This window comes from Chitinophaga sp. YR627 (assembly GCF_900114995.1).
GTDB lineage: Bacteria > Bacteroidota > Bacteroidia > Chitinophagales > Chitinophagaceae > Chitinophaga.
Map to the genome: position 1 here is coordinate 952587 of NZ_FOUX01000004.1, position 13151 is coordinate 965737.

The following is a 13151-nucleotide window of genomic DNA, read 5'->3' on the forward strand; positions in this document are numbered from 1 at the left end:
TTATAAAATAAGAAAGGCCGCCAGCAAATAGTTGGCGGTCTTTCTTATTTATAAAGATATTACTCCATCAAACTCATATTCACGGGCAACATCTGCTTCTCCGGTATCCCGATAATAAACGTCGCACCATTATCAATCTCACTCATAGCGGTAATAAAACCATTGTGCTGCTCCATGATCTTTTTACAGATAGACAAGCCGATACCCGTTCCTTCTATCTCATGATAGCTGTGCAATCGCTTAAACACAACGAATATATCTTCGACATACTGACTCTCAAAACCAATACCATTATCAACGACAAAGATCTTGTAATAATTACCATCCGGTCTTTCACGCAGATGTGGATCAGGAGAAGCGACCAGCTCTGCATAAATGCGCACCTCCGGTGAAACCTCTTTCTTACGAAACTTCAGCGCATTGCTGATCAGGTTGTAAAACACCTGCCGCATCAGAGTCGGTATTACCTGTATAGAAGGTAGTTTCTCGATCTTTATATTGGCACTGGACTGCTGTACTTTGATCTCCAGTTCTGTCAGTGCATCGCGCACCAGGTCATTCAGGTCACATACTGTAAAGTCGCCTCCCTGAATAGAGTGACGGGAAAAACGTAACAGATCGCTCACCAGCTGTTGCATACGGATCGTTGCATTGGTGATCTTCTGCACATATTTATCAACGTCGCCCGCACTGCTCTTCTTCTGAAGGATCATATCACTGAACACCCTGATCTTACGCAAAGGTTCCTGAAGGTCATGCGAAGCGATATAGGCAAACCTGTCCAGCTCTTCATTGACCGCTTTCAGGTGAATGTTATTCTGTAACAATTGCCTGTTCAATTCACGCACCTTTAACTCAGAGGCTTCTTTTTCTTCAATTTCCCGTTGCAGGGAAGCATTCGTATTCAACAGCTTCTGTTCCTGTGCAATGAGCGACTGTGTTTTACGGTACAGCTCAACGAACAAACCTACCTTTACCCGCAACAGTTCAGGGTTGATCGGCTTGTAGATAAAGTCCACAGCCCCCACTTTATATCCCTTAAAGATCGCCTCTTCCTCATGACTATGTGCCGTGATAAAGATGATCGGAATTTCTTTCAGTTTATCCCGCTGATAGATCAGAGCTGCAGTTTCAAAGCCGTTCATATCAGGCATCTGCACATCCATCAGTATCAATGAAAAATCAAACTCCTTCAACAGAATCTTCAATGCAGCCCTGCCCGAGTTGGCTTTCACAATCGTATAGCTCTCCCTTTCCAGGATGGATTCAATCGACATCAAATTATCCAACCGGTCGTCAACAACTAATATTTTTATTAAGTCCTGTTCGTGCAAAACTGTCTGATTTTTCAAATGAATACGCTATTACTATCTATACAACCATACCCGCATCAACGATAATAACTGATCTATTTTTAACGGTTTTGTAATATAATCTGAAGCACCGGCTTCCAGACACTTCTCTCTGTCACCCTTCATCGCCTTGGCCGTAACTGCAATAATAGGCAATGCACTGTTCTTATGCTCCCTTCTGATCTTCTGCATCGTCTCATAACCATCCATCTCCGGCATCATAATATCCATCAGCACAATATCGATATCACTATTTTCACTCAGGATATTCATGGCCTCTTTGCCACTTTCCGCTGTGATGGTATTGATATGGAAACGCTCAAAGGCAGTGGTCAGTGCAAACAGATTACGTACGTCATCATCGACTACCAGCACATTTTTATGGATCAATACGTCTTTCTGTGAACGCAGATCTTCAATGAGTTTCTTCTTCTCTGGTGCCAGGAACTGGTGATTGATATGCAACTGCATGATCGTCTCTTCCAGCAACAGGTCCAATGAGTTAACGCCTTTCAGCAGTATTTTATTGGCATACTGTTTCAGTTTCGACCGCTCATTGTTTGTAAAGTCCTTCGCTGAATATACAATCACCGGCGTAGCATTATGCCTGTTGACTGTATTCATGTTCGCCACAAACTCAGCGCCATCAATATCGGGCAACATATAGTCCGCAATGATACAATCATATAACGTACTATTCACCTTGTCAATAGCCGCCTTCCCATTTTCTACAAAGTCCATTTCGATTAACTCACCATTGTCCAGGATACGGGCAATCTGTGATGCATCCGGTTCATTGTCCTCTACGACAAGCACCTTCTTCGTCTTACGACTATCATGCTCCATGATACTGGTGAACAATATGTTCAGCGCTTCTGCTTTTAATGGCTTCAGATTGAAACTTCTCGCACCACGATGCATAGCCAGTAAACGGTTCTCTTCTCCGGATATCAGGTGAATCGGAATATGTCTTAAGTTAATATCATTTTTGAACAGGTCAAGCACCCTCCATCCACTGGCATCCGGCAATTTCACGTCCAGTGTAACTGCGATCGGGTTATACTTGTTCGTCAGATCGAATACATCGCCGAAGCTGGTCGCTACCACTACTTTCAATCCCATCTCATGGGCCTTCTCCAGCATGATCTTGGCAAAACGCACATCGTCTTCTACGATCAGTACGACCTTGTCTGATTCAATGATATGTGTTCTGTCGTCACCTATTTCGTTGATGATCTCATTCAGCCCTTCCAGTGTTTCAGGAAGCTTCGTCTGTACGACAGGCTGTACAAGACTGGTTTCATAGCTCTCTGGTAACTGGTATTGTCCTACAGTCAGGCTACTTTGTTTTTCACGTTTGATAGCAGCCGGATTATACTGCAATGGCAGGAACAAAGTGAATATACTGCCTCTTCCAACTTCGCTTTCCAGTTCGATAGAACCACCCAGGAGGTCTGCCAGACCACGGCTGATAGACAGCCCCAGACCAGTACCACCATACTTACGGCTGGTAGAACCCTCCGCCTGCTGGAATGCTTCGAAAATGATATTCTGTTTGTCTTTTGAAATACCGATACCCGTATCCCTGATCTCAAACGCGACCACTCTGTCCGCGCTGTCAAGGCTACCGTTCATCAGTCGCCAGTTACGTTTCGCTTCATAGATGCGGAGTTTTACTTCCCCTTTTTCTGTGAATTTGAACGCATTCGACAACAGGTTTTTCAGGATCTGGTTGAGACGCTGTACGTCTGTTTCCAGCGACTGTGGCAGCTGTTCATCCATTTCAATACGGAAGCGCAGACTCTTACTCTCAGAGATATGTTTGAACGTAGTTTCCACAAAAGATACCACTTCGTTGAAACGTACTTTGATAAAGTCCGTAGAGATATAGCCAGACTCGATCTTCGACAGGTCGAGAATGTCATTGATCAGCTGAATAAGGTCATCACCACAACTATGGATGGTCTTCGCATAACGCACCTGTTTTTCATTCAGGTTACCATCATGGTTTTCATACAGCTGTTGCGCCAATATCAGTAATGAGTTCAATGGCGTACGTAACTCATGTGACATATTTGCCAGGAACTCTGATTTATATTTCGATGTCAGCTGTAACTGTTCGGCTTTTTCCTCCAGTGATCTTCTTGCTTCTTCCACCTCTTTGTTCTTCTCTTCCACTTCATCCTTCTGTTTCACCAGCAGGTGCGCCTTATCCTGGAGTTCCTCGTTCGTTCTTCTCAGCTCATCCGCCAGTGACTGTGACTGTTCCAGCAGATCTTCTGTTCTGGAGTTCGCCTCGATCGTGTTCAGTACGATACCGATACTTTCGGTCAACTGGCTCAGGAAGTCTAAGTGCGTCTGACTGAAGGTATCAAAGGAAGCCAGTTCTATCACCGCTTTGATCTCCTGCTCAAACAATACCGGCAGTACGATCAGGTTCACCGGCGTAGCTTCACCCAGTCCGGAGCTGATCTTAATATAATTAGACGGTACGTTGGTCAGCAGGATACGTTCTTTCTCTACAGCACACTGACCTACGAGCCCCTGTCCGAGTGCAAACTCGCGGGATACGCTGACCTCGTTGCCGTATGCATATGCTGCAAATAATTTCAGTTTTGGATTCAGCAGGTTCTCTTCCTGTTCCAGGATATAGAACATACCTTTCTGTGCATTTACCACCTGGGCCAGCTCAGACAGGATACGACGGGTTACCGTATTCAGGTCTTTCTGTCCCTGCAGCATCTGCGTGAATTTAGCCAGGTTGGATTTCAACCAGTCCTGTTCCTGGTTACGCAGGGTTGTCTGTTTCAGGTTGGCGATCATCTGGTTGATGGTATCTTTCAGCTCTTCTACCTCACCTTTCGCTTCCACACGGATCATCTGGGTCAGATCACCCTTCGTTACCGCCGAAGCCACCGCCGAGATCGCACGTACCTGTGTGGTAAGGTTCTCTGCCAGCTGGTTCACGTTCTCCGTCAGGTTTTTCCAGATACCGGATGCACCTGGCACACTCGCCTGACCACCCAATCGACCTTCCACACCCACCTCACGGGCCACCGTTGTTACCTGGTCGGCAAACAACGCCAGTGTATCGATCATTTCGTTGATGGTCTCTGTCAGCTGTGCAACCTCACCGCGCGACACGATGGAGAGTTTCTGTTTCAGATTACCTGTCGCCACGGCAGTTACTACTTTCGCGATACCACGCACCTGGTTCGTCAGGTTGGATGCCATCATGTTCACAGAGTCTGTCAGGTCTTTCCAGGTACCACCCACACCCTGTACTTCCGCCTGACCACCCAGCTTACCTTCCGTACCTACCTCACGGGCCACACGGGTTACCTCAAAGGCGAAGGAGTTCAGCTGGTCCACCATCGTGTTGATGGTATTTTTCAGATCAAGGATTTCTCCTTTTACGTCGATCGTTACTTTCTTGGAAAGGTCACCCGATGCCACCGCTTTCGTTACCTCAGCGATGTTACGTACCTGTGATGTCAGGTTACCCGTCATCTGGTTTACGGAGTCCGTCAGATCCTTCCAGGTACCGGCTACACCCGGTACGAAGGCCTGACCACCCAGTTTACCGTCGGTTCCCACCTCACGGGCCACACGGGTTACCTCAGATGCGAATGCACGCAGCTGGTCCACCATCGTATTCAGCGTTTCTTTCAGCTGCAGGATCTCTCCGCGTACGTCCACCGTGATCTTACGGGACATGTCTCCGTTCGCCACCGCAATCGCCACATCCGCAATATTTCGCACCTGTGCTGTCAGGTTACCCGCCATCTGGTTCACCGAATCCGTCAGGTCTTTCCAGGTACCACCGACGCCCGGTACGAACGCCTGGCCCCCCAGTTTACCATCTGTACCCACCTCACGCGCCACACGGGTTACCTCAGATGCGAATGCACGCAGCTGTTCCACCATTGTGTTGATGGTATTTTTCAGTTCAAGGATCTCTCCTTTAACGTCTACTTCAATTTTACGCGACAGGTCACCATTTGCCACCGCCGTTGTTACCTCTGCGATGTTACGTACCTGTGATGTCAGGTTGGACGCCATGATGTTCACGGAGTCGGTCAGGTCTTTCCAGAGACCTTCCACACCCGGTACATCGGCCTGTCCACCCAGTTTACCCTCAGAACCTACCTCACGCGCCACACGGAACACCTCCGAACCGAAGGAGTTCAGCTGATCCACCATCGTGTTGATCGTATTCTTCAACTCCAGGATCTCTCCCTTTACATCCACCGTGATCTTACGCGACAGGTCTCCTTTCGCCACCGCCGTCGTTACCTCTGCGATATTACGCACCTGCGCTGTCAGGTTGGATCCCATCTGGTTCACCGACTCCGTCAGATCCTTCCAGGTACCCCCCACACCCTGCACTTTTGCCTGACCACCCAGCTTACCTTCTGTACCTACCTCAAGCGCCACACGCGTCACCTCGGAAGCGAAGGAGTTCAGCTGATCCACCATCGTATTGATGGTCTTTTTCAGTTCAAGGATCTCACCCTCTACGTTTACTGTAATCTTCTTTGACAGGTCACCATTCGCCACCGCCGTTGTTACCTCAGCGATGTTTCGCACCTGTGCGGTCAGGTTAGATCCCATCTGGTTCACCGAATCCGTCAGATCCTTCCAGGTACCACCTACACCCTGCACTTTCGCCTGACCACCCAGCTTACCTTCCGTACCCACCTCCAGTGCCACACGGGTTACCTCGGAAGCGAAGGAGTTCAGCTGGTCCACCATTGTATTGATGGTATTTTTCAATTCAAGGATCTCACCTTTTACATCCACCGTAATCTTACGCGACAGGTCACCTTTTGCCACCGCCGTTGTTACGTCTGCGATGTTACGTACCTGCGCTGTCAGGTTACCCGCCATCTGGTTTACGGAGTCTGTCAGGTCTTTCCACACACCACCGACACCTTTTACCGTTGCCTGACCACCCAGTTTACCTTCAGAACCTACCTCACGCGCCACACGCGTCACCTCTACGGAGAAGGAGTTCAGCTGGTCCACCATCGTATTCATGGTGTTTTTCAGCTCCAGGATCTCTCCGCGTACATCCACCGTGATCTTACGCGACAGGTCACCTCGTGCCACCGCAGTCGTTACCTCTGCGATATTTCGCACCTGACCTGTCAGGTTGGACGCCATCTGGTTAACGGAGTCGGTCAGGTCCTTCCAGGTACCTGCCACACCTTTAACCTCTGCCTGGCCACCCAGCTTACCGTCCGTACCCACCTCACGCGCCACACGGGTCACCTCGGAGGAGAAGGAGTTCAGCTGATCCACCATCGTGTTGATCGTATCTTTCAGCTCAAGGATCTCTCCCTGTACATCTACTGTAATTTTCTTGGATAAGTCCCCTTTTGCCACTGCCGTTGTTACATCTGCGATGTTACGCACCTGCGCTGTCAGGTTACCCGCCATCTGGTTCACGGAGTCCGTCAGGTCTTTCCACACACCGGCCACATCTTTTACTTTCGCCTGTCCACCCAGCTTACCTTCCGACCCCACCTCACGTGCCACACGCGTCACCTCACGTGAGAAGAGGTTCAGCTGTTTCACCATCCCGTTCACCTCTGTTGCAATACGGGCAAATTCTCCCTGCAACACGTGATCTTCGATCTGCAACGGCATTTCCTGCGAAAGGTTCCCCTTCGCCACGGAACTGATTACGTGCGCTATTTCAATAGTAGGATGAACCAGATCAGAGATCAGTGTATTGATGGAAGCAACCGCTGTATCCCAGGAACCCTTTGCCGTACGGGGCATCACCACACGGTGATTCAGACGTCCCATCTTTCCGATGGTATTCCTCGCCAGGGTTAGTTCCTCCACCAAAGTTTCGTTCAGGGAAATGATCTCATTGAGGGTGTCACAGATCTTACCACTCAGACCAATATTGTCCGCTGACATCCTTGTGGAGAAATTGCCACTTCTAACGTCCAGCAGGACCTGCAACAATTGTCGCAAATCCAGCTCATCTGCTACGGGTGTGTATACTTGCCTGGTTTCTTTGCTGCGCTTAGTTGTGGAAGTCTGTGGAGTCTTTTCCACATCTTTCTTGGACAGGGCAGTACTATCGGGATTTTTTCTCCGCGTGTTCATAGTGAAGGTGTTAGCGAAACACTTATATGTATAAGTTAAAAATTTCTTTAAGTTGTGTTTATCAATCTCTACGGCTCTTTTGGCTATCGCATATAGATGTTATGTGTTATGTGGTTTGAAGTGATTACATTTGTTCTTATTAAAAAACAACTTTACAGATGCAACTTTCAGGCCATTCGAAGAGGCTGATCCTGTTGGCGGAAGATGATATTGATGACCAGGAGCTGTTGGAAAATGCAATAGAGGAGATAGATCCCACCTGGCAACTGGTGTGCATCCCTAATGGCAGAAAATTCGTGAAATATCTTGACACCATGGGTGAAAGCGATTTACCCGCACTCATGATACTTGATTATAATATTCCTGAACTGACCGGTGTAGAAGTCGTAAAAGAACTGAACGATCAGGGACGCTTCATGGATATTCCGAAAATTATCTGGAGCACCTCAACGTCTCCCGTTTTCAAAGCGAAAAGCATTGAACTGGGCGTTAAAGACTATATCACAAAACCTAATGACCTCGCTTCTTTCCTGACCACTGCGAGGTATATGCTTTCTTTTGTCAAAGAATGATCGGAACTTGCACCAGCCATGGTGAATCATTCCTTTTACACTGAACAGTACCAATCACTCGACGCCGATGCCCGCATCGTCGCAGACGTGCTGTCCGTCTATCTTTATCCCCTGGAACGATATACGTTCCTCGATGCCGTAAACCGCGTCAGGGAAATGCCACAGGACAGAATACTGGATATCCTTGAATTACTGAAGGAAAAAGGACTGGGAACATACAACCTGGCAGGCAATTATTCCCTGATACCGGAACTGGGTTTCCTGTTGTTTCCGGAGAATATCAGAAAGCCGGAATACCTCCGGCTGCTCGATCACGCAAAACCATATTCGTTTTACAGCACCAGCGCCCGCTTGCAGGAACTCCAGCAACTACTGACCGCCTTCTTTACCGGCGATCGTTCCCTGTTACTGCAACCGGTCAGAAAGATCAGTTTTGAACTCGCTGAATACTTTCCTTATCTCTGCTATCTGCTGTACTATCCCGAATACGAAGGATTATTGCGTTTGTTCGATACTGGGAGTATTACCAGTATCTACCATGCGGCAGTCCGGCAGCATCTGCTGGCAATGAGTACGCCTGATGCATTACAACAATTAAAAGTACAGGTCGCAGCATTGATCAGAACCGAACCGGCAGCATTGGCGCATGCAGAAGTGACCTTACAGGCCGGAGAAACAGGAGAGGAGATTACCGGCACAGATGCTGTATATGCACAGGCTGTTGTACACCTTTACGAAGGTCAGCCCGACAAGGCATTCACCGCCTTTGAACAGGGCATCAAACAGCAACGGCAACAGGATAAAAAACATTCCATTCCGGTATCGCCACTCTTCGCTTTGCTGTATACCTATACCCTGACCATACTGCCTGAAGAAAAAACATATACGACGATCAACAAGGTAGTAGCCGCATATGACAAAAAACTCTTCCAGGATATTACTCCTGCCATTGCACTGTTACACTTTCATAGCGGACGCAAAGAAAAAGCAGATCACATCCTGCAGATATTACTGGAAACAACATCAAAACAACCAGAAAAATACCTGCTCAGTTACCTGGCTTTGATATGCCTGCAGGCTTATCATCCGAAAAGTAAACTGCTCAAACAATATAGCCCTTTCCTTAAAGTCGTTTTATATCACGGAATACAACGCAAATACCGTTTGCTCACATACGAACTGTTATACCTGTTCCGTGATCAGGCTTACCTGAATAACGAAAAGACTTTCCGTGAACTGGCTGCCTTCATTGGCAAAGAGCCCGTCTTCTCGCGGATGCAGCCCGTAGCGGACTGGGAACGTCTGCTCAACGTACTCATACTTCCTGAAGCGGGCAAACCACAAAAAGAAAAAGCACCACCCGCTACAAGACTGGCTTACCTGATCGACATACGGAAATCAGAAATACAGCCCGTTATACAAACACAGGGAGATACAGGATGGAGCAGAGGCAGGATCGTGGAACTAAAAAAACTAAAGGACGGTTTGATAGAAGCGATGACGGATCATGACACCAGGATTGCCGGTGCGATCATCAAAGAAAACTATCATACCTACGGTACCGAAGCCTACGCTTTTGGTGAAAGAGTATGGCATGAAATAACAGGTCATCCCTATCTGTTCATGCTGGAAGCTCCGGAAATTCCTGTGGAGATTGTCAAAGGACAACCGGAACTCATTGTCAATAAAACAGGAAACGGGTACGAATTCAGCACCAATATCAATGACTATATCAGTGATACTGTACTTATAAAAGAATCAGATACCCGGCTGAAAGTGATCAGGCTTACACAACAGCAACGTACCGTATTACAGACACTCAGACAGATTGAAACAGTACCTGCTACAGGAAAAGATAAACTGATGCAGGCCCTGCGCAATATAGGCGCTCATATGACAGTGCATTCAAACCTGGATGACACAGCCGCATTAAATATCAGACAACGCGCTGGCGACGCTCGTATACGTGTACAGCTGCAACCTACCGGAGATGCATTGCGCGCTTCTTTCTTTGTAAAACCATTTGTAAATGATCCCCCTTACTGCAAACCAGGAGAAGGCGCACGACACCTGATCGGCGTTACAAATGGAGAACGTTGTCAGGCCACCCGTGATCTCGATGCAGAGAAGAGCAATCTGGAAAAACTCATTATACTCATTCAGGAATCAGTCAAACAGGAAATAGAAGATGACGTAATCATCTTCGAAGATCCGCTGGAATGCCTGCAACTGCTCGAAGTCATACAACGTCACCCCGAACTGGCCATCGCTGAATGGCCGGAAGGGCAAAAATTACGGATACGTATGGTCGAACCACAGGCGCAACTCCGTCTTACCATCCGCAGAGTAGATGGTAAATGGTTTGCCGCCAACGGCGACCTCAAAGTAGATGAAGACACCGTTCTGTCACTGAAAGATTTACTGGACGCTGTAAAAGCCAGCAATAGCCGTTTTGTAACAGTAGGTAAAGGAGAATTCCTCTCGCTGACCGGTAAACTCTACCGCCAGCTGAATGAACTCGCCAGTGTCGCCATAGCAGAACACGAAGAACTCCGTATACGTCCGCTTACGGCACACATGCTGGACGAATTACTGGATGGCGCCAGTCAGGTGGAAACAGACGAACACTGGAAAGCACTGCGCGCCAGACAGGCAGTAGCTGAAACAGTACAGGCGGAAGTCCCGGCTACCTTACAAACACAATTGCGTCCTTATCAGGAAGAAGGCTTTCGCTGGATGGTCAGATTAGCCGCCTGGGGAGCAGGCGCCTGTCTCGCTGATGACATGGGTCTCGGCAAAACTATCCAGGCAATTGCCATGCTGTTGTACAGAGCACATGAAGGCCCTGCACTGGTAGTTTGTCCGGCATCTGTATTACCAAACTGGGTAAACGAACTGTATAAATTCGCCCCTTCTTTACAAGTCAAACAGATCACCGGCAGTAAACGGCATGCTATGCTGAAAGCAGCGGCCCCATTTGACGTAGTATTGATCACCTATGGTATCCTGCAATCTGAAGATGAATTGCTATCAGTGATTCCATGGAACACTGTTATATTGGACGAAGCGCATACCATCAAAAACTACCAGACCAAAACCTCCAAAGCAGCAATGTCTTTACAGGCAGGCTTCAGACTGATACTGACCGGTACGCCGGTACAGAACCACCTGACAGAGATCTGGAACCTTTTCAACTTTATCAATCCCGGACTACTCGGCAGCCTCCCATATTTCAATAAACAGTTTACCACACCGGTTATCTATAATGCGGAAAGCACCGTTACCAAACACCTGCGTAAGATCGTCGCACCATTTATGCTGCGCCGTACCAAAACAGCCGTGCTGGATGAATTACCAGAGAAAACAGAGATCGTGAAAATGATCTCACTGTCGCCGGAAGAAGCCGCTTTCTATGAAGCGCTTCGCCTGAAAGCAGTAGAGAATATCAAACGCTATAGTAAGGACAAGACCAGCAAGCATAATTTAAATACGCTGACAGAGATAGGGAAACTGCGTATGGCAGCCTGTAATACACAGATGATAGATCCGGAAATACGAATACCTTCATCTAAACTCGCCGTATTTATCGAGATCGTAAAAGAGCTGATCGACAATAATCACCGCGCACTGGTGTTTAGCCAGTATGTAAAACACCTCGACCTGGTAAGGCTGGCCCTCGACGAACTGAATGTCTCCTATTGTTACCTGGATGGTAGCACGCCGATCTCCGTCAGGGAAAGAGTGGTGAACGAATTCCAGGCAGGCGCCGGTTCACTGTTCCTGATCAGCCTCAAAGCTGGAGGAACTGGCCTGAACCTGACTGCCGCCGACTATGTCATTCACCTGGACCCATGGTGGAATCCCGCTATCGAGGAACAGGCCTCTGACAGAGCATATCGTATCGGTCAGACAAGACCCGTGACAATATACAGGCTGGTGACAAGACACACCATCGAAGAAAAGATCATCGCACTCCATAACAGTAAAAGAGACCTCGCGGACAGGCTCCTGGAAGGAAGCGATATCAGTGGTAAGTTATCCACTGACGAATTATTATCCCTGATCGCAAAAGCAGACAAATAGTATAAGTCGATCGTAGTACTTCAGCAATGGAAACACTGTTAACATCTATTTCAATGACAGAAGAAGAATATATTGATAGTATTCCTATCGATATTGAATGATCTGATCTTTAAAATTTGACAAATTATCACATAGAAATCTTTCATTTTTTATCGCGCAACGCATTTTTCTTCATTTTAATATTAATTATTTCAAAAAGAGAAGAAATAATTTCCTGATATCAAAATTTGATTATCTTTAGCGTGTACTTATCCTATGAATCACCTTTTTACATCGGCTCGAATCCCGCTATGGCGTGGCATTTGAGCCGATGCAATGAAAATCATTCGTAATAATTTTCTGCTATCCTATGAAACACCTGCCTTCGATAAAAGGCACCTGAAAACCGTCTGAAATCTCCCCCTTGTATCCCCAATTTTTGTTACTTTCAGGATTACTGATATCCTGATGTGATTTTTCATTCCCTCCTGCGAATAATAAGGTAAATGTTTATTCAAATGACCTTAATGATTACATCATATGGCCCCTCCAAAAGAAGATAAAGTCTTTCTGTCGGTCATCGAACAGCATAAAGGAATTATCTATAAAATAGCCAATTCCTATTGCCACCATACAGAAGATAGAAAAGATCTCATACAGGAGATCATCTTCCAGCTATGGCGATCGTTTGACCGGTATAATGATCAGTATAAATATTCCACCTGGCTATACAGAATAGCCCTGAATGTGGCCATTTCCTTCTATCGTAAAGACAGTCAGCGCAACAGCGCTCATGAACTCACCGCCGATATCATCGTCGTTACAGAAGAAACAGCAGATGTGGAACAGCTGCAATTATTACAACGCTTCATCCACGAATTGCCAGAACTGGACAGAGCCATCATGCTGTTGTACCTGGAAGAAAAAAGCTATAAAGAAATAGCAGATATACTTGGATTGACAGAAACCAACATTGCCACAAAGATCAACCGCATCAAAGGCAAACTAAAAACCAAATTTTCCACCATTCATACCTGACAAC

The 13151-nt window shown here is 47.1% G+C and carries 5 protein-coding genes; 3 read left to right on the forward strand and 2 right to left on the reverse strand.

The genetic code is table 11. The features are described 5' to 3' along the window. Positions 1 to 59: 59 nt before the first annotated feature. Positions 60 to 1352 (reverse strand): sensor histidine kinase, encoded by a 1293-nt coding sequence (locus tag BMZ72_RS24520; protein WP_317043498.1) that lies wholly within the window; start codon positions 1350 to 1352, stop codon positions 60 to 62. A 15-nt stretch (positions 1353 to 1367) separates the two neighbouring features. Next, on the reverse strand, positions 1368 to 7475 hold the full coding sequence (locus BMZ72_RS24525) for a HAMP domain-containing protein (protein WP_218155276.1): 6108 nt from the start codon (positions 7473 to 7475) through the stop codon (positions 1368 to 1370). A 158-nt stretch (positions 7476 to 7633) separates the two neighbouring features. On the opposite strand from BMZ72_RS24525, the gene BMZ72_RS24530 reads away from it, so the two are divergent. From BMZ72_RS24530 to BMZ72_RS24540, 3 genes are all read left to right on the forward strand, one after another. Then, positions 7634 to 8047: a response regulator gene (locus BMZ72_RS24530; RefSeq protein ID WP_089812318.1), complete on the forward strand. Its 414-nt coding sequence runs from the start codon at positions 7634 to 7636 to the stop codon at positions 8045 to 8047. An 18-nt stretch (positions 8048 to 8065) separates the two neighbouring features. Then, complete coding sequence (locus tag BMZ72_RS24535; protein WP_089812319.1) at positions 8066 to 12130, forward strand: DEAD/DEAH box helicase; 4065 nt, start codon at positions 8066 to 8068, stop codon at positions 12128 to 12130. Between the two features lie 519 nt (positions 12131 to 12649). Beyond that, positions 12650 to 13147: an RNA polymerase sigma factor gene (locus BMZ72_RS24540; RefSeq protein ID WP_089812320.1), complete on the forward strand. Its 498-nt coding sequence runs from the start codon at positions 12650 to 12652 to the stop codon at positions 13145 to 13147. The last annotated feature ends 4 nt before the right edge of the window (positions 13148 to 13151 follow it).

Bases quoted from the DNA above. Each gene is read 5' to 3' on its own strand.
- BMZ72_RS24525 (WP_218155276.1), bottom strand. From the start codon at position 7,475: ATGAACACGCGGAGAAAAAATCCCGATAGTACTGCCCTGTCCAAGAAA.
- BMZ72_RS24530 (WP_089812318.1), top strand. From the start codon at position 7,634: ATGCAACTTTCAGGCCATTCGAAGAGGCTGATCCTGTTGGCGGAAGAT.
- BMZ72_RS24535 (WP_089812319.1), top strand. From the start codon at position 8,066: ATGGTGAATCATTCCTTTTACACTGAACAGTACCAATCACTCGACGCC.
- BMZ72_RS24540 (WP_089812320.1), top strand. From the start codon at position 12,650: ATGGCCCCTCCAAAAGAAGATAAAGTCTTTCTGTCGGTCATCGAACAG.